Source organism: Neotabrizicola sp. VNH66, assembly GCF_049445895.1.
In the GTDB taxonomy this organism is placed as follows: domain Bacteria; phylum Pseudomonadota; class Alphaproteobacteria; order Rhodobacterales; family Rhodobacteraceae; genus Pseudogemmobacter.
On record NZ_JBMSDW010000013.1, the window covers coordinates 99,187 to 117,502 of the forward strand.

The window sequence follows — 18,316 nt, forward strand, 5'->3', positions numbered from 1 at the left end:
TTACTTCTTCAGATTGGTCCAGATCGCGTCATAGAGCTTCTGGGTTTCCTCGTCGCAGGCCTGAACGAATTCGAATTTCGCATCCGCCGGCGGGTTGTTTTCCGGGCTGTTCTTGATCTCCTCGGTCAGGAACGGCTCGGTCCCCGAAACGCCCGCGGTATAGGCCGCGTAGTTCGTGACGGCGGCGGCGTTTTCCGGGTCGAGGAGGAAGTTCATGAATTTCAGCGCGTTTTCGCGGTTCGGCGCGTCCTTGAGCAGCACGACCGAATCCATCCAGACGATGGCGCCTTCCTTGGGATAGGCATATTCGACATTCGCGCCCTCGGCCCGGGCCTTGGCGGAAAAGCCGTTCCAGATCATCCCGGCGGCAGCGTCGCCCGAGACCAGCACATCCTTGGCGGTGTCAGAGCCGAAGGAGGCCCAGTCGGCCTTGGCCGTCAGCAGCATGTCCATCAGCGCCTTCAGCTGGTCGCGGTCCTTCGTGCATTGGGGGATGCCCATGTAGAAGGAGGCCAGCGTCAGCAGTTCGCCGGGGGTGTCGATGACGTTGATCTTGCCTTTCAGCTCCTCCGGCGGGTCGAAGATCACCGAGAGCGAGTCGATCGGCCCCTTGTAGACATCGCGGTTCACCGCAAACGAGGTGGAGCCCCATTGATAAGGCACCGAATGGGTGCGGCCCGGATCGAAGGGCACATCCCTCCATTGCTCTTGGATATTGCCGAAATTCGGCAGCTCCTCTGGGGTGAAGGTATCGGCCATGCCTTCGTCGATCAGGATTTTCACCATATAGTCGCCGGGCACGGTCACATCATACTGGCCCAGCTTCCCGGCCTTGAGGCTGGCCAGCATCGCCTCGTTCGAATCGTAGGTGTCGATGGTGACCTTGATGCCGGTCTCGGCCTCGAACTTTTGGACCAGCTCGGGCGGGATATATTCGAACCAGTGATAGACCTTCAGTTCCCCTTCGGCGAAGGCGGGGGCGGCAAGGGCCATGAGGCTGGCGGTCAGGATCAGGCGTTTCATGTTGTCTCCTGTCGGGATTGCGGGGTCTGACGCCCCTTGAGGTTCAGGTCGGGGATTTGCGCCCCGGGCGGTTGAGGACATAGGCCAGCGTCACGAAAAGGACCGAGACCGCCAGCATCAGCGTGGAAATCGCCATGATGTTCGGCTTGATCCCCTGTTTCACGCTGCCGAAGATGGCGGTCGGCAGCGTCTCCATCCCGGCGCCCTTGACGAAATTGGTGATGATGAAATCGTCAAGGCTGATGATGAAGGCCAGAAGCCAGCCGGAGATTACCCCCGGTGCCATCAGGGGCAGCAGGATCAGCCGGAACGCCTGCCAGCGGGTCGCGTAAAGATCGCGGGCGGCCTGTTCGTAATGGCCCTCGATCCCCTCCAGCCGGGCCGAGACCGGCAGATAGGCGAAGGGGATACAGAAGGTGATATGGGCGATCAGGATGGTGCCATAGCCGGTTTTCACCCCGATGGTGGAGAAGAAGATCAGCGTGGCCACCGCCAGCACGATTTCGGGCACCATCAGGGGCAGGTTGATCAGCGCAAAGCTGGCGGATTTCGCCCGGAACCGCCCGCCCTTGACCATGGCCAGCGCGGCGGCGGTGGCGATGATCGTGGCGGCCGTCGCGGCCATCAGGGCGATGGTGATGGAATTCCACGCGGCCTGACCGAAGCGCGCGGCCTCGACCCCGGTAAAGACCTCGGCATACCATTTCAGCGAGAACCCGCCCCATTGGGTGATCGAGGTGGAGGCGTTGAAGCTGTAGACGGTGACGACAGCCAATGGCGCATAAAGGATGAAGAGGCAGAGGAGCGTCAGCGACAGGAAGCCGGGGTAGTGGCGGACACCTTTCATGGCAGGGCCTCCTGCGGCAGCGCCTGCGCAAGGCGCCCCCATCCCGACCCTCCTCCACAGGGGAGGAGGGAGGCGCCGGGTGCTGCGGTAGTGGGCGGCGGACCGGCCCGGTGGGTGGTGGCGGATGCCGCCCCTTTGGTTTTCAGGCCAACTGCGCGTGCCTTGCCGGCCGCGTGATGCGCAAGGGCCGGGAGCCGGGCTGCGCCTCTCCCCCTTGTGGGGAGGGGATGGGGGTGGGGGGCCTGCAGGATCGGGCGGGCGGTCATCTTGCGCCCTCCCGTCCGGCGGCGCGGGCGTAGAAGATCAGCGCGATCAGCACGAGGGTCATCAGGATGACCGAGACGGCGGCGCCGAAGGGCCAGTTGCCCTGCGATCCCTTGAACTGCTCATCAATCAGGCTGCCGATCATGAAGGTTTTCGCGCCCCCCAACAGGTCCGGCGCCAGAAAGGCGCCAAGGGCGGGGATGAAGACCAGAAGGCAGCCCGCGATGATCCCGGGCTTCACCACCGGCAGCACGATCTCCCGCAGGGTGGTCCAGCGGCTGGCGTAAAGATCTGCGGCGGCCTCGCTCAGCGCGAAATTGTAACGCTCTACCGCAGCATAGATCGGCAGCACCATGAAGGGCAGATAGCTGTAGAACAGCCCCAGCTGCACCGCGAGGTTGGTGTTCACCAAGGGCAGCGGATTGTCGATCAGGCCGATGGCGCGCAAAGCCTCGTTCAAAGGACCGGTGTCGCGGATCACGAACTTCAGGCTGACCGTGCGGATCAGCAGGTTCACCCAATAGGGAATGGTGATCAGGAACAGCCAGATGCTGCGGCTGGCGGGCGCCCGGGTGGCGATGAACCACGCGGTCGGAAAGCCGATGATCAGGCACAACAGGGTGCAAACCACCGCCTGCCAGACGGACCGCGCGAAGATGGTGATGTAGGTCCATTCTAGGCTGGGCGGCTCATCCCCGAACAATCCGCGGGTCACGAAGAACTGGTCATAGGCGGCCAGGCTGAAGCTCCAGCTTACTCCGCCGCGGAATTCCTTGGTCAGGAAGGAATAGACCAGCATCAGCAGGACAGGCAGCGCCGCGAAGGCCCCGATCATCAGCCAACTGGGCAGCAAAAGCGGCCGGACCAGCCCCCGCCATGAGGTGTCGCGCGCGCCCATCAGTCGGCCAGAAGGCGCGCCGCGCCTTCCTCCGGTTGCAGATGCAGGGTCTGGCCCGGTTCAGGCACCGCCGTGCGGGTCGCGTTCTGGAGGCGCAGCGCAAAGGGCGTGCCGTCGGCCAGCCGGGTCAGGACCTGCAGGTCTGTGCCCAGATAAACCACCCGGTCCACCGTGGCGGGCAGGCCGGCGTCTGCGACCGTCACCCGTTCAGGCCGGATCGACAGCGCGTGGCGGCCGGGCGCATCGCTGGCGGCGGGGCAGGTCAGGGTGAACCCGCCGGGCAGGGTAACGCTGGCCCGCCCGTTCGTGACACTGTCGACGGAAACCTCGATCAGGTTGGTCTCACCGATGAAATCCGCGACGAACCGGTTCTGCGGCGCCTCATAGATGTCGCGCGCGGTGCCGATCTGCTGAACCCGGCCGGCCGACAAGACGGCGATCCGGTCGGACATGGTCAGCGCCTCTTCCTGATCATGGGTCACGAAGATGAAGGTGATCCCGGTCTGCTCCTGCAACTGTTTCAGCTCCACCCGCATCGCCTGCCGCAGCTTCAGGTCCAAGGCCGACAGCGGCTCGTCCAAGAGCAGCACCTTAGGCTCCGGCGCCAGCGCGCGCGCAAGGGCCACCCGCTGCTGCTGCCCGCCCGACAGCTGCGCGGGCAGGCGGTCCGCGAATTGCGACAGATGCACCATCTCCAGCATCTTTCCCGCCCTGTCGCGGCGGGGACCGGCGGCCATGCCCTTCATCTTCAGCCCGAAGGCGACATTGTCCAGAACGGACATATGCGGGAACAGGGCGTAATGCTGGAACACCGTGTTCACCGGGCGGCGGTTCGGCTCCAGCGCGGCGATATCCTCACCATAAAGCCGGATCTCACCCTCGGTCGTATCCTCAAACCCGGCAATCATCCGCAGAAGCGTGGTCTTGCCGCAGCCCGATGGCCCCAGCAGCGTGAAGAACTCATTATCCGCAATGGACAGGCTTACATCATGCAGCGCGGTGACCGTGCCGTAACGCTTTACCGCCTTGCGGATGTCGATTGCTGGCGTGGCCATGCGCGCAGATACCCCCGGACTTTGGAAAAAAGCGTAGGGTTAGGCAGACTGGGGGGTATATACCCCCAAGGGGGTAAGAGGCGAAAACACATGGACCCACAACCCAATGCGGCCGAAGCGGCGCTGGCCGAAACGATCCGGCAGCTTGGAAAAAAGGCATTCGACGTGGCTTTGCACCATTGGCTGCGCCGCGCCGTGGGCATCGACAACCTGATCGTGCTGGTCTACTCCGATTCGGACCGGCCGCAGGTGCTGTTCCGCCACAACGACCTGCCCTCGGTGTTCGGAGAGCTGAATTCCACCTATCTGGCCGGGGCCTATCTGCTGGACCCGTTCTATGGGCTGCATCTGCGCCGGGTGCCCGCCGGGGTCTACCGGCTGCGCGATGTGGCGCCGGATGCCTTTCCCCGCAGCCGCTACTATCTGGAATATTACCGCCAGACCACGCTGATTGACGAGCTGACCTTCTTCGCATGGCCGCAGCCCGCGCTGTCAGTCACCATCTGTCTGGGCCGCGATGCCGCCAGCGGCCAACCCTTCAGCCCGCGCGCCGTGCAGACCTGCCAGCGCATTGCCCCCATCGTGGCGGTTTTGGCCGAAGCGCATTGGGCCGATCTGGCCCCCCCGGCGGTGCGGCGCGGCGAAAGCGTGGCCGCCGCCCTGGCCCTTGCGGCTGAGGGACAGCTGGGCCTGCGGTTGACCCCGCGCCAGGCCGAGGTGGCGATCCTGATCCTTCAGGGGCATTCCACCACCTCCATCGGGCTGCGGCTTGGGGTGTCGGCCCAGACGGTGAAAGTGTTCCGCAAACAGCTTTACGCCCGCTGCAACATCACCTCCCAGGCTGAACTCTTCGCGCTGATGCTGCCGGTGCTGCGACAACTGGATTAGGCATTCCCTAATCATGGCCGCGGAACTTCCGGCTTTGGCCATGGCCGATCCTGCCACTACCGTGCCGGGAATCATCAGGGGGTTGCGATGGACTGGACGGCACGGGCGGCGGCGCTGAAGATCAGGGCGGATCTGTGGATCGGCGGGCGGTTTGTTCCGGCGGCCTCGGGTGCGCGGTTCCCCAGCGTGAACCCGGCGAACGGGGAGGTGCTGGCCGAAGTCGCACGCGGCGATGCCGCCGACATCGACCGGGCCGTCCGCGCCGCGCGGGCCGCCTTCGAGGACGGCCGCTGGTCGCGCCGCGCACCGGCCGAGCGGAAAGAGGTGCTGCTGCGGTTGGCCGCGCTGATCCGCGCGAACATCCCGGAACTGGCGCTGCTGGACACTTTGGACATGGGCAAGCCGATTGCCGAGTCGTCCACCATCGACGCGCCCGGCTCCGCCCATTTCTTCCAGTGGCATGCCGAGGCGATCGACAAGCTTTATGACCAGATCGCCCCCACCGGCCCCGGCGACCTTGCGCTGATCCGGCGGGAACCTCTGGGCGTCATCGGCGCGGTGGTGCCGTGGAACTTTCCGCTGGATATGGCCACGTGGAAGCTGGCGCCTGCCTTGGCCGCCGGGAATTCGGTGGTGCTGAAACCCGCGGAGCAATCGCCGCTCTCGGCGCTGTTCCTCGCGGAACTGGCGGCCGAGGCCGGGCTGCCCGATGGCGTGCTGAATGTGGTGCCGGGTTACGGGGCCGAGGCGGGAATGGCGCTTGGCCTGCATCCCGATGTGGATTGCCTTGTCTTCACCGGCTCCACCGAGGTGGGCAAGCTGTTCCAGACCTATGCCGGGCGGTCGAACATGAAGCAGGTCTGGCTGGAGACGGGCGGAAAAAGCCCGAACCTGATCTTCCCCGATGCCGATCTTGACCGCGCGGCCGAGATGGCGGCCTTCGGCATCTTCTTCAACGCGGGCGAGGTCTGTTCCGCCAATTCCCGCCTGCTCGTCCATCGCTCGGTGCAGACGGAACTGGTGGAGCGGCTGGCCGCAAAAGCCGCGGCCGTGGTGCAGGGCGATCCGCTGGACCCTGCCACCACCATGGGCCCGATGGTGGACCGCAGCCATGCCGCCCGGGTGGAGGGGTTCCTTCAGCGGGCTGAGGGACGGCTGGTCTGCGGCGGGCGCCGCGACAGCCGCTTCGGTTCCGACGCCTGGATCGTGCCCACGATCTACGACAATGTCGCCCCGGAAGCCGAGATTGCCAAAGAGGAAATCTTCGGCCCGGTGCTGGCCGTCACCCCCTTTGACACCGAAGAAGAGGCGCTGCATCTGGCCAATAACTCCATCTACGGCCTTGCCGCCAGCGTCTGGACCCGCGATCTGGACCGCGCCCTGCGCATGGGCCGCGACCTGCACGCGGGCACCGTCTCGATCAACACCGTCGATGCGCTTTCCGCCATGACCCCCTTCGGCGGGATCAAGCAATCCGGCTTTGGCCGGGACCTGTCGCTGCACAGCTTCGACAAATATACCGCGCTGAAGACGATCTGGGTGAAGATGGGGGTGTAAACCTCCATCCTGATTTATTTTCTGTCCTTAAATATCCCGGGGTCCGGGGGCTGGCCCCCGGTCCGCGGCACCCACCTAGATATCCTTCATCAGCCGCAGCGCATCATAGATCGCCGCATGGGTATTGCGCGCCTCTACCGCATCGCCGATGCGATAAAGCCGGAATCCATGCCCGGTGTCGGGCTGCGGGCGCCCCTCGGTCAAAGCGGAATAATAAACTGCGCCAAGGTTTTGCGACAGGGGCTTCAGATCGAAATAGAGCCCGGCATTGGGTTCCGTCCCGTGGTTCACGACAATCTGGTCATAGTGTTTTTCCTGCGCCAGATCGCGCAGATAATCCGACCCGATCACCGCCTTCAGCCGGTTGCCGTCACGTGCCACCGAAAGCAGACGGAAGGTCACCGTAATAGTTACGGATTTCCCTTGCAGCGCCCGCATATAGGGCACGAGGTTCATCCCCATCACCTCGGGCGCGAAGCTGCGGTCAGGGGTCATCACCTCGACCGTGGCCCCGGTGGCGGCCAGAACCTCGGCCGCCTGCAGGGCCGCATGGTCGCCCGCGTCGTCATAGAGAAGCACATTGGCGCCCGGTTTCACATCACCCGACAGGATATCCCATGCGGTGACGGTCAGATCATCGCCCGCCGCAAGGCCCGCCTTCTGGGGCAGCCCGCCGGTGGCGACAATCACCACATCCGGGGAAAGTGACAGGATATCATCGGCTTCTGCCCATGTATTGAAACGGAACTCCACCCCTGCGGCCTGACATTGCGCCATGCGCCAGTCAATAATGCCGATCATCTCGGCCCGTCGCTTCGACTGCGCGGTCAGCAGGACCTGTCCGCCGGGCTTGTCAGCCACCTCGAACACGATCACCTCATGCCCGCGCTCGGCAGCGACCCGGGCAGCCTCAAGGCCTCCGGGACCGGCACCGACCACCACCACCCGTTTCCGCACCGTGGCAGGCGCGGCCACATGCGGCATCCCCTCCACCTCACGCCCTGTGGCGGGGTTGTGGATGCACAAAGCCATGCCACCCTGATAAATCCGGTCGAGGCAATAGGTGGCGCCGACACAAGGGCGGATCGTATATTCTTCCCCCGCAATGATTTTCCGCACGATATGCGGATCGGCGATATGGGCGCGGGTCATGCCGACCATATCCAGCAGGCCAGAGGAAACCGCATGGCGCGCGGTGGCCACATCGGGGATCCGGCTGGCATGGAAGGTGGGCAGGCCGACCTCCTCGCGAATGCGGCCCGCGAAATCCAGATGCGGGGCCGAAGCCATGCCCTGCAGCGGGATCACCCCGGTCAGCGCGGCATCGGTATGGATGCGCCCGCGGATGACGTTCACGAAGTCGATCAGCCCGGCCGCTTTCCAGCGCCGCGCCATCTCCACCCCGTCCTCGGTGGTGATGCCGCCGGGGTGGTCCTCATCGGCGACATAGCGGATGCCGAGGATGAAATCTGGACCAACCCGTTTCCGTGCTGCTTCGAGCACTTCCGTCGCAAACCTCAGACGGTTGTCGAAGCCGCCGCCGTAAGGCCCGTCCAGCCGGTTGGTCAGCGGGCTGAACATCTGGTCCATCAGATGACCGTAGACCTCGAACTCCACCCCGTCCAGACCGGCAGCCTGCATCCGCTCGGTCGCATCGGCATAATCCGCGGTGACGCGGGCAATGTCCCAATCCTCGATCACCTTCGGGAAGGCGCGGTGTGCGGGTTCGCGCGCGGGTCCGGCGCCCAGCACCGGCAGCCAGTCGCCCTTGTCCCAGCGGGTGCGATAGCCAAGGTGGGTCAGCTGGATCATCACCGCGGCGCCCGCTTCATGGCAATCGTCGGCCAGACGCCGCAGCCAGGGCACCACCTCATCCCGTCCGGCCAACACATTGCCGAAGGCGGGCGGGCTGTCGCGGCTGACAGAGGCGGAGCCCGCGGTCATCACCATGGCGACACCGGCCTTGGCGCGTTCCAGATGATACAGCCGGTAGCGGTCCTTCGGCATGCCGTCTTCGGTATAGGCCGGTTCGTGGCTGGTGGTCAGGATGCGGTTGCGGAGGGTGAGGTGCCGCAGCTGATAGGGCTGCAGAAGCGGGTCTTTCGAGGGTCTGGTCATGAGAGGCGGGCCTTTGGCGCTTGCCCCGTCAGCCTAGGCCGCAGACCCGGCACGGCCCGGCCGAAAACGACACCTGCGGTCGCAATCAGGTCAGGCGGTGCAGAAGGGCCAGCAGGGTTGCCTGTTCTTCGGGCGAAAGCGGCGCCAGCGTCGCCTCGGTCACCGCCAGCGCGGTGGCAGCGCGGCGCCCGTAAAGTGCGGCACCTGTCTCGGTCAGCCGCACCGTCAGGCGGCGGCGATCCTCCGGGTCGGGGGCAGTCGCCACCAGCCCCTGCCGCACCAGCCGGTCCACCACCCCCTTGATCGTGGCCGCATCCATCGAGGTTTCACGCCCCAGAAGGTTCTGCGACAACGGCCCCAGCTGCGCGAGCCGGGCCAGAACGGCGAACTGGGTCGTCGTCAGTTCCGGCACGTTCTGGGCAAAAATCGCCAGATGCCGCTGCGTGACGCGCCGCAGGACATAACCGACCTGTTCGTCCAGATTATAGGCTGTCTCGCTCATGCTCGTTTTGGATAGCGGCACAGCGCGGGGCTGGCAAGCTTCCGCCGCGCAAGCCTGTTGACAGCGGGGGCCGGGCGGGCGCAGCTTGTTCGTGCGCGAATGAAATCCGAACCTGTTTGGAGGCCAGATGGAGTATCTCCGTCCCGCAACGCTCCATGAGGCGCTGGCCGGTCTGGCCGGGGGCGCCCGGGTGCTGGCGGGGGGGACGGATCTCTATCCCGGTGCGGGCGCGCGGCTTTCCGGGCCGGTGGTGGACCTGACCGCGGTGCCGGGGTTCATCGGCATCACCTCAGGGCCGCAGGGGCTGCGGATCGGCGCCTGCACCACATGGACCGCGGTGGCCGAGGCGGCGCTGCCGCCCGCCTGTGCGGCACTGCAACAGGCGGCCCGTCAGGTGGGCGCGCGGCAGATCCAGAATGCGGGAACGGTGGGCGGCAATCTCTGCAACGCCTCGCCCGCGGCGGACGGCGTGCCGCCTCTCATGGCGCTGGAGGCTTCGGTAGAGCTGGTGTCGGGCCAGGGCCGCCGGGTCCTGCGGCTGGAGGATTTCCTGCTTGGTCCCCGGCGCACCGCCCTGCAGCCCGGTGAGGTGATGGCCGCGGTTCTGATCCCGCCGGTTGCGGGGCAGTCGGTGTTCCTGAAGCTGGGCGCGCGGGCGCATCTGGTGATTTCCATCGCCATGGTGGCAGTGCGGCTGGTGGTGTCCGGGCCGGAGATCATCCGTGCCGCCGTGGCCGTGGGTGCCTGTTCCGCCGTGGCCCGCCGTCTGCCCGCGGTCGAGGCGGCGCTGAAAGGGCCGGTGGCGGGCGCCGCCGGGCGGGTGGACCCTGTCGCCGTGGCCGCCGGGCTGGCGCCGATCGACGACGTCCGCGCCACCGCCGCCTATCGCGCGCAGGCGGCGGCGGAATTGCTCCGCCGCGGGGTGGAGGCGTTGACATGATCGGTTTCACCCTGAACGGCCAGCCCGTCACCGTCGACGCCCCGGGAAGCGAGCGACTGTCCGAAACACTCCGCGAACGCCTCGGCCAACGCGGCACCAAGGTTGGCTGCGATGCGGGCGATTGCGGGGCCTGCACCGTGCTGATGGACGGGCAGGCGGTCTGCGCCTGTCTTGTTCCCGCCGCCCGGGCCGAGGGCGCGGCAATCACCACCGTCGAAGGCGACACGCCCGAACTGACGCGCCTGCGCGCGGCCTTTCTGCGCCATGGGGCGGCGCAATGTGGGATCTGCACCCCCGGCATGCTGTTGGCGGGGGCGGAACTGCTGGCCCGCAATCCCACACCCAGTGAGGGGGAGGCGCAGGAGGCGCTTGGCGGGGTTTTGTGCCGCTGCACCGGATACCGCAAGATTTTGGCGGCGGTTTGCGACACTTCGGTCGGCAACAGCGGGCCGGAGCCTGCCGCGGGGCAGGCCGTGGGCGCCCCTGTGGCTCGGCTGGACGGCGCGGCCAAGGTGGCGGGCGATGTTTTCGGCGCGGATCTGGCGCCCGAAGGCGCGCTGACGGTTCGGGCGGTGCGGTCACCCCATCCGCATGCGGCATTCACCTTCGGCGATTTGGCGGAGTTTGCCGCCCGGCCCGGCGTCGCGGGGGTCTGGACCGCGGCGGACATTCCCGGCCGCAACGCTTTTTCCGTCATTGCACCCTTTGCTGACCAGCCCGCGATTGCCGAAAGCCCGGCCCGGTTCCGGGGCGAATGCGTGGCCATTGTTGCTTTCGAGCCGGGGGTAGAGCCGGACATGACCGGCTTTCCGGTGACATGGACGCCGCTTCCCGCGCTGCTGACCCCGGAGGAGGCTGAGGCGGAGGACGCGCCGCTCATCCACCTCAACCGCCCGCAGAACCGTCTGACCGAGGGCCGGGTGCGCAAGGGTGATGCCGCTGCCGCGCTGGCCGCCAGCGCCCATGTCGTCGAAGGCCGGATGACCACCGCCTTTGTCGAACACGCCTATATCGAGCCGGAGGCCGGGGTGGCGTGGATGGAGGGGGACACGCTCTGTATCCGCGCCTGCACGCAGGCCCCGGGCATGGACCGCGAGGATACCGCCGCCGTGCTGGGCCTGCCGCTGGAGCGGGTGCGGATCATCCCCTCCGCCGTCGGCGGCGGCTTCGGATCCAAGCTGGACCTGTCCTTGCAGCCGCTGATCGGGCTTGTCGCGCTGAAGACGGGGCGGCCCGCACGAATGATCTATTCCCGCAGCGAAAGCATGGCCTCCACCACCAAGCGCCACCCGGCCGAGATGACGGGACGCATCGGCTGTGACGCCGCGGGCCGCATCACGGCGGTGGAGTTCGAGGGAAGGTTCAACACCGGTGCCTATTCCAGCTGGGGCCCCACCGTGGCGAACCGGGTGCCGGTCCATGTCTCGGGTCCCTACCTCACGCCGAACATCACCGCACGGGCGCGGGCGGTGCACACGCACGGCCCGGTTTCCGGCGCCTTCCGCGGCTTTGGCGTGCCGCAGGGCGCGCTGTGGCAGGAAACGCTTTATGACCGGCTGGCGGAAAAGGCCGGGCTGGACCGGCTGGAGTTCCGGCTGCTGAACGCCTTGCGCGACGGGCAGGCCAGCGCCACCGGGCAGGTGCTGCGCGCCACCGGCATCGCGCCCTGCCTTGAGGCTTTGCGGCCCCGCTGGCAGGCGGCGCTGGACTGGGCGGCGCAGGCGCCGGGGCGTGGCGTGGGCGTGGCGTCCTGCTGGTATGGTTGCGGCAACACCTCGCTGCCGAACCCGTCCACCATGCGGATCGGCGTCACCCGCAGCGGCGAGGTCGTGCTGCATCAGGGCGCGGTGGATATCGGGCAGGGCGCGATGACGGTGATCCCGCAGATCGCCGCCGATGCGCTTGGCCTGCCGGTCCATGCCTTGCGCCTGCTGGGCGGCGATACGGCGGTCACGCCGGATGCGGGCAAGACCTCGGCCAGCCGGCAGACCTTTGTCTCGGGCCGGGCGGCGGAAAAGGCCGGCCGGGCACTGCGGGCCGAGATCCTGCGCCGCGCCAATGCCGGGCCGCAGGCGGTGATTACGGTCTCGCCCGGGGTTCTGACGGTCACCGAGGGCACCGCCCGCACCGATCTGGACCTGCGCAATCTGGCCGAGAATCCGCAGGGCTATGTCCTGATGGCCGAGGAAAGCTATGACCCGCCCACCACCGGCCTTGATGAAAACGGGCAGGGCACGCCCTATGCGCTTTATGGCTATGGCGCCCAGATGGTGGAGCTTTCGGTGGACCGCGCGCTCGGGACCGTGACGCTGCACCGGATCACCGCCGCCCATGATGTGGGCCGTGCGATCAACCCCGTGCTGGTGACCGGCCAGATCGAAGGCGGCATCGCGCAGGGCATCGGCCTTGCGCTGATGGAGGAATATATCGCCGGGCGGACCGAGAACCTGCACGACTACCTGATCCCCACCACCGGCGACGTGCCGCCGATCGAGAGCCTGATCCTGGAAATCCCCGATCCCGAAGGCCCCTTTGGTGCCAAAGGTCTGGGCGAACATGTTCTGATCCCCACGGCACCCGCGATCCTGAACGCGATCCGCCATGCCACAGGGGCCGAGATCACAAGGGTGCCTGCGCTGCCGCATCGTATCCTTGCCGCGATGGAGGGGGCCGCGATGGAGGGAAAGGCATGACCGACGCGCCCGAAAAACTCCGCTGCGATGCCTGCCCGGTGATGTGCTACATCGCCCCCGGCCAGACCGGCGCCTGTGACCGCTATGCGAATGAGGCGGGCCGGATCGTCCGCACCGATCCGGTCGTGCTGCTGACCCGCGCGCAGGAACAGGGTGGCCGCATCGTGCCCTTTGCCGCGCGCGACTGGGACGGCAGCCCGGTTCCGGCCGATGCCTTCGTGACCGGGATCGGCGCGGGCACCACTTACCCGGATTACAAACCCGCGCCCTTCATCGTCTCCAGCCGGATCGGGGACGCCGATATGGTCACCGTGGTGACGGAGGCGATCTTTTCCTACTGCGGCGTCAAGGTGAAGATCGACACCGACCGTTTCCTTGGGCCCGAGGGCGCCGTGGTGCGCGCCGGGGGCGAGGCCATCGGCCATGTCACCACAGCGGAATACGGCAGCCAGATGCTGTCCTTGGGCGGGGTACATCACCTGACCGGCGGGTCCAAGGCCGAGGGGCGGCTGACCTGCGCGGCGCTGCTGGCGCTCTGCAACGCCGAGGCGGTGGAGCTGACCATCGACGGCGGCTCCGCCGTGACCGTGCAGGCGGGGCGTCCGCCCATCGTGGACGGGGTGCCGGAACGGCGGATGCGGGTCGGCTGCGGATCGGCCACCATCGGCATGTTCGCCAGCCAGTGGAAGGGCTTGGTCGACGAAGTTGTCGTGGTGGATGATCACATCACCGGCGTCGTCTCGGAACATCAGGCCGGGAAAGTGATTGATTGGGAGCCGACGGGGATCAAGATCAGGGGGCACCGCTCCACCCCCGGACGCTATTTCAAAGTGTCGGAACCAGGTCTGGGCTGGGGCGGCACACGGCTGACCGATCCGCTGGAGATTCTGGGGGATTGGAATGCGAAGAAGGGTGCGCGGCCGGGGTTGCGGCTGCTGATGGTCTCCACCACCGGAGAGCAGTTCGGCTATTACGTGCTGGATGAGGCGCTGGTGCCGCAGCCGGCCGCCTTGCCGGATGTGTTGAAGAAAACCGTCGAACTTATTGATGAGAATTGTGAACCGTCGCTCTGCACCGTGCTGTTCATGGGCGGCGCGGGCGGCTCGTTGCGGGCGGGGGTCACGCAGAACCCGGTGCGGCTGACCCGGTCGGTGCAGGGCGGCTTCACCCGGTTGACCTCTGGCGGGGCGGAGGTCTTTGTCTGGCCCGGCGGCGGGATCACCTTCATGGTGGATGTGACCCGCCTGCCACCCGGCGCCTTTGGCTATGTGCCGACGCCCGCGCTGGTGGCACCCTTGGAATTCACCCTGCGCCGCGAGGATTACCTTGCAATGGGCGGCCATGCCGAGGCCATCACCGATCTGGACGGGATGATCCGGCAGGGCGGTGAATATCCGACCGCCGCGAAACTTTGGCCGCGGGAGGGGGGATGACCGCGATTGCCGCCCTTCTGCCGGACGGCAGGCTGCATCTTCAGCACGGCCCCATCGACATTCTGGTGGGGCTGAAGGGCAGCCGCGATGCCATCTCCGCCGCGCAAACCCGCGCGGTACAACGGTTTTCAACCGTTCTTGATGAGTTGGTCGAAGAACTGCCGCTACTGCGCTCACCACTGGGTCAGCCGCAATGCCGGATCGCCCGCAGGATGGCTGCGGCGGTTGCTCCCTACAGGCCCGCTTTCATCACCCCTATGGCCGCTGTGGCCGGCGCCGTGGCGGAGGAGATTGCCGGGGTTCTGCCCGGCCCCGGCCTTGCCTCGGCCCATGTGAACAACGGCGGCGACATCGCGCTGTATCTGACCCACGGCGAAAGCCTGACCTGCGCGCTGGCCTGCGGCGGCGGGCGGGTGACAATCCGCCATGCGGACCGGGTGCGCGGCATCGCCACCTCGGGCTGGCGCGGGCGCAGCCTGTCGCTGGGCATTGCCGATGCCGTGACGGTGCTGGCGCGGACGGCGGCCATGGCCGATGCGGCGGCGACGATGATCGCCAATGCGGTGGATCTGCCCGGACATCCCGGCATCACCCGCCGCCCTGCGCGGCAGGTGCAGGCCGACAGCGATCTGGGCGACAGGCTGGTCACCGTGGCCGTTTCCGACCTTTTGCCCGCCGAATGCGACATTGCCCTTGACGCTGCGTCACATCTGGCCGAAGCACTGCGCGCCAAGGGCCTGATCGAGGGGGCGGCGCTGTTTCTGCAGGGCCGGATGCGGGCAACCGCAGACGGGATTCTTTTGGCGAAGGAGGAAGAGCGTGTCTGATTTCACGCTGCGCAAGATCGTGACCCAGGTGGAGGAAATCCACCACGAAGGCGGCCCGCCGGTGGCCGTGCCGCCGCTGCGCGGGGCGATTTATGCCATCTGTGCCAATCCCTTCGCGGGCCGCTTTGTCACAGAACTTCAACCCGCGATGGAGGCGCTGAAACCGCTGGCGCTTCTGCTGACCGACCGGCTGGTCGCGGCGATGGGCGGGCGTGACGGGATCGACGCCTATGGCAAGGGCGCCCTTGTGGGCGAGGCGGGCGAAAGCGAGCATGGCGCGATCTGGCACGTCTCGGGCGGCTACGGCATGCGCGACCGGCTGGGCGAATGCCGCGCCATCGTGCCAAGCGCCATGAAGGTGGGCGGGATGGGCGCCACGCTGGACATTCCCCTGGGTCACCTGAACGCGGCCTATGTGCGGTCGCGGTTCGATGTGATTACAGTCAGTTGTGCCGACGGTCCGCGCGCGAACGAGGTGCTGTTCGCGCTGGCCATGGCGCGGGGCGGACGGGTGCACAGCCGCATGGGCGGGCTGGAGGTGGAACAGGTGAAGGGCGAGGACGGGCTGCGGTGAAGAGACAGGCGGCATTCACGGCGGGTATGATGGCGCTTCCGGGCGCCGCCTTCGCCTGTGCGCTGCCGCCCTCGGTCATCCTGACGCTGCCGACCGGGCATTACATCACCGCCGCCGCGCTGACGGTGGGGCTGACGGCGGTTCTGGGCGCCATGGCCCACCGGCTGCCCGCGTTCCGGGCGGTGACGCTGGCCGAGGGGCGGGCGCTGTCCGTCACATTGCCCAGCTATCTGGCCTTCCTGTGCCTTCTCGGCCTGATCTTCACCGGCTGGTTCGGCAGCCGCGATCCCATGCACAACCTGATGACTTTGGTGTTCTGGACCGGGGTCTGGATTGCAGTTCCGCTGGCGTCGATGCTGGTGGGCAACCTCTGGGCGGTGGTGAACCCGTGGACCGGGCCGGTGCGGCTGACCCGTGCGCTGATCGGGCGGACGGGCGGGGCCGGGTCAATGGGGCACGGGCCCGCGGTGCTGGGCTTTGCCGGGTTCAGCTGGTTCCAGATGATCTCGCTCTACCCCGACGATCCGGCGGTGCTGGCCACGCTGGCCGCGCTCTACTGGGCCGTGATCTTCCTCATCGGCGTCTGGCGCGGCGAGGATTGGCTGCACGAGGGAGAGTTCCTGACCGTGCTGTTCGGAATGCTGTCGCGGGTGTCGCCTCTGTGGGTGGAAACCGCTGATGGCCGGGCGCGGCTCTGCGCCGGATGGCCCGGCACTCAGGTGGCGGGGATGCCGCCGCTGCCGTTTTCTGCGGTGGTCTTTGTCACCATGGTGCTGGCCGCGCTGACCTTTGACGGGCTGTCGGAGACGTTCTGGTGGCAGGGAATCATCGGGGAAAACCCGCTGGAACCTGTGGGCCGCTCAGCCGTGGTCTGGGCCAATACGGCGGGGCTCTTGACGGCCTGGGCGCTGACGCTGGGCCTGACGCTGGCGGCGGTGGCGCTTGGCCGGCGGATCGGGGGCAGGGGCTTTGCCACCGGGCCGGTGATGCTGTCCTTTCTGGCCATCGCGGCGGGCTATCACGCGGCGCATTATCTGGTGATGCTGCTGACCGCGGGGCAATATACGCTGGCCGCGCTGAATGATCCCTTATTCACCGGCGAAAGCTGGCTGGGCCTGCCGCCCTATTATGTCAGCTTCGGCTTTCTGACCGATCCGGGGCTGATGCCGCTGATCTATGGCGCACAATTCGCGGCCATCCTTCTGGCGCATCTTCTGGCCGTCGTCCTGTCGCTGAAGCTGGCGGGGCCGGGCATGCGTGCCGCAGCGCATCTGCCGATGACGGCGCTGATGGTGGGATATACCGTTCTGGGGCTGTGGCTGTTGTCCACCGCCCGGACCGGGTGACGACTTGCAACCGCGCGGCGCCCGCAAAGATGCGCCCGCCCGACGAAGGAGTGTAGGGATGACGAAGCTGTGGCAACCAAGCCGCCGGACGGTTCTGAAAGGCGCGGGGGCGGGCGTTCTGGCAGGCATGCTGCCCGCCAGCGTGGGCGCGCAGGCCGCGCCGATCAAACTGGGGTTCCAGCTGCACCGCACGGGCATCGGCGCCGCCTATGGCCGCTGGTATGAGCGCACCGCCCAGGCCGCGCTGAAGCGGATCAACGACGCGGGCGGCATCACCGGGCGCCCGGTGGAGATCCTGTTCGAGGATGATGCCACCGATCCCAAGCGCGGGGCCGAGGTGGTTGACAAGCTGGTGACCAAGGACGGCTGCGATCTGGTCTTTGGCACGCTGTTCAGCCATGTCGTCATGGGATCGGCCCCCCGCGCGGGAGAGTTGAAGGTGCCTTATCTGGTCTGTTCCGAAGGCTATCACGTCGCGAGCGGGGCGCTGAACCGCTGGACGCTGCAACCGGGCATCACCGATGTGCGGGCGCAGATCTCGACCATGGCGCCGTGGGTCAGCCAGAATCTGGGCAAGAAGGTCACCATGTTCTTCCCGGATTATGCCTTTGGCCATGATCACCGCGATTTCTTTACCGCCGCGATCAAGGAACAGGGCGGCGAGGTCATCGCGCAGGTGCCGATCCCGCCGACGGAAACCAGCTTCACCCGCTATTTCGCGCAGATCCCGGCCGAGACCGAGGTGATCTATCACGTCATGGTCGGCCCCGCGGTGCTGACCTTCGTGCAGGAACTGGGCGAATTCTACGGCTCGGGCGCGAAGCCGCAGCTTTTCGGCTTCATCGACTCGCTGGAGGCGGTGGATACCGCAACACCGGGGCTGGAGTTTCTGGAGGGCAGCCATTTCTGGGAAGGCTATCCCCGGGTGAAGCCCGCCGATGCGGGCGCGGCCGAGGATGAATATCGCGCCGCCGTTGGTGTGGATGACAATGGCGCCAGCGTGTCGGACGCGAAGGATGTCTCCACCTATTCCCACATGTTCTCGGTCTGGGAAACGCTCAGCTTCATCAAGCAGGGGATGGAGGCCGCAGGTTATACCGGCCCGGACGACCGGCAGAAGCTGGTCGAGGCGATGGAGGCGATCACCGATCTGCCTTACGGCATCGACCATCCGCAGGGCGCCAAGACCTTTAACGGCAAGACCCATCAGGTCTTCGGCTCGCAATACATCTCCAAACTGGAGGGGGGAAAGCTGGTGAAGGTGCACCAGACCACCATCGAGGAAGGGATGTATCCCGACGCGGTGGATTACACCACGATGTCGTTCTGATCTGACAGACCGGCCGGCGGG

At 66.7% G+C, this 18,316-nt stretch carries 15 protein-coding genes; 9 read left to right on the forward strand and 6 right to left on the reverse strand.

Going from position 1 to position 18,316, the window contains the following annotated elements:
* The 4 genes from ACO2Q5_RS17225 to ACO2Q5_RS17240 all read right to left on the reverse strand — a co-directional run bounded on the left by ACO2Q5_RS17225 (position 1) and on the right by ACO2Q5_RS17240 (position 4,087).
* Positions 1-1,023: an extracellular solute-binding protein gene (locus ACO2Q5_RS17225; RefSeq protein ID WP_423293322.1), complete on the reverse strand. Its 1,023-nt coding sequence runs from the start codon at positions 1,021-1,023 to the stop codon at positions 1-3.
* A gap of 43 nt (positions 1,024-1,066) precedes the next feature.
* Positions 1,067-1,870 (reverse strand): ABC transporter permease, encoded by an 804-nt coding sequence (locus ACO2Q5_RS17230; RefSeq protein ID WP_423293324.1) that lies wholly within the window; start codon positions 1,868-1,870, stop codon positions 1,067-1,069.
* A 262-nt stretch (positions 1,871-2,132) separates the two neighbouring features.
* Positions 2,133-3,032 carry an ABC transporter permease gene (locus ACO2Q5_RS17235; protein ID WP_423293326.1) on the reverse strand — a complete coding sequence of 300 codons (900 nt, stop codon included), beginning with the start codon at positions 3,030-3,032 and terminating at the stop codon, positions 2,133-2,135.
* On the reverse strand, positions 3,032-4,087 hold the full coding sequence (locus ACO2Q5_RS17240; RefSeq protein ID WP_423293328.1) for an ABC transporter ATP-binding protein: 1,056 nt from the start codon (positions 4,085-4,087) through the stop codon (positions 3,032-3,034). The genes ACO2Q5_RS17235 and ACO2Q5_RS17240 overlap by 1 nt, the downstream gene beginning before the upstream one ends.
* A gap of 90 nt (positions 4,088-4,177) precedes the next feature.
* Between ACO2Q5_RS17240 and ACO2Q5_RS17245 the strand changes: the two genes are divergently transcribed.
* A complete protein-coding gene (locus ACO2Q5_RS17245) occupies positions 4,178-4,975 on the forward strand; it encodes a helix-turn-helix transcriptional regulator (RefSeq protein WP_423293330.1) in 798 nt (265 codons plus the stop codon).
* A gap of 87 nt (positions 4,976-5,062) precedes the next feature.
* Positions 5,063-6,532, forward strand: a complete 1,470-nt coding sequence (locus ACO2Q5_RS17250; RefSeq protein ID WP_423293332.1) for an aldehyde dehydrogenase — start codon at positions 5,063-5,065, stop codon at positions 6,530-6,532.
* A gap of 75 nt (positions 6,533-6,607) precedes the next feature.
* Here ACO2Q5_RS17250 and ACO2Q5_RS17255 read toward each other — a convergent pair whose 3' ends face one another.
* The gene (locus ACO2Q5_RS17255) at positions 6,608-8,650 is read right to left on the reverse strand and encodes an FAD-dependent oxidoreductase (protein WP_423293334.1); all 2,043 of its coding nucleotides are present in this window, start codon (positions 8,648-8,650) and stop codon (positions 6,608-6,610) included.
* Between the two features lie 85 nt (positions 8,651-8,735).
* Positions 8,736-9,152 (reverse strand): MarR family winged helix-turn-helix transcriptional regulator, encoded by a 417-nt coding sequence (locus tag ACO2Q5_RS17260; protein ID WP_423293336.1) that lies wholly within the window; start codon positions 9,150-9,152, stop codon positions 8,736-8,738.
* A gap of 127 nt (positions 9,153-9,279) precedes the next feature.
* On the opposite strand from ACO2Q5_RS17260, the gene ACO2Q5_RS17265 reads away from it, so the two are divergent.
* From ACO2Q5_RS17265 to ACO2Q5_RS17295, 7 genes are read left to right on the forward strand one after another with little or no spacing between them, the layout of a single operon-like run.
* Positions 9,280-10,092: an FAD binding domain-containing protein gene (locus tag ACO2Q5_RS17265; protein ID WP_423293338.1), complete on the forward strand. Its 813-nt coding sequence runs from the start codon at positions 9,280-9,282 to the stop codon at positions 10,090-10,092.
* A complete protein-coding gene (locus ACO2Q5_RS17270) occupies positions 10,089-12,785 on the forward strand; it encodes a molybdopterin-dependent oxidoreductase (RefSeq protein WP_423293340.1) in 2,697 nt (898 codons plus the stop codon). Before ACO2Q5_RS17265 ends, ACO2Q5_RS17270 begins: the two co-directional genes overlap by 4 nt.
* Entirely contained in the window at positions 12,782-14,218 is a 1,437-nt protein-coding gene (locus ACO2Q5_RS17275) for a 6-hydroxynicotinate reductase (protein WP_423293342.1), read from the forward strand. The genes ACO2Q5_RS17270 and ACO2Q5_RS17275 overlap by 4 nt, the downstream gene beginning before the upstream one ends.
* Positions 14,215-15,045, forward strand: coding sequence for a UPF0280 family protein (locus tag ACO2Q5_RS17280; RefSeq protein ID WP_423293344.1), 831 nt, complete (start codon positions 14,215-14,217; stop codon positions 15,043-15,045). Before ACO2Q5_RS17275 ends, ACO2Q5_RS17280 begins: the two co-directional genes overlap by 4 nt.
* Positions 15,038-15,619: an amino acid synthesis family protein gene (locus tag ACO2Q5_RS17285; protein WP_423293346.1), complete on the forward strand. Its 582-nt coding sequence runs from the start codon at positions 15,038-15,040 to the stop codon at positions 15,617-15,619. Before ACO2Q5_RS17280 ends, ACO2Q5_RS17285 begins: the two co-directional genes overlap by 8 nt.
* A gap of 29 nt (positions 15,620-15,648) precedes the next feature.
* On the forward strand, positions 15,649-16,965 hold the full coding sequence (locus ACO2Q5_RS17290; protein ID WP_423293348.1) for a hypothetical protein: 1,317 nt from the start codon (positions 15,649-15,651) through the stop codon (positions 16,963-16,965).
* Between the two features lie 58 nt (positions 16,966-17,023).
* On the forward strand, positions 17,024-18,295 hold the full coding sequence (locus tag ACO2Q5_RS17295; protein ID WP_423293349.1) for an ABC transporter substrate-binding protein: 1,272 nt from the start codon (positions 17,024-17,026) through the stop codon (positions 18,293-18,295).
* Positions 18,296-18,316: the final 21 nt, after the last annotated feature.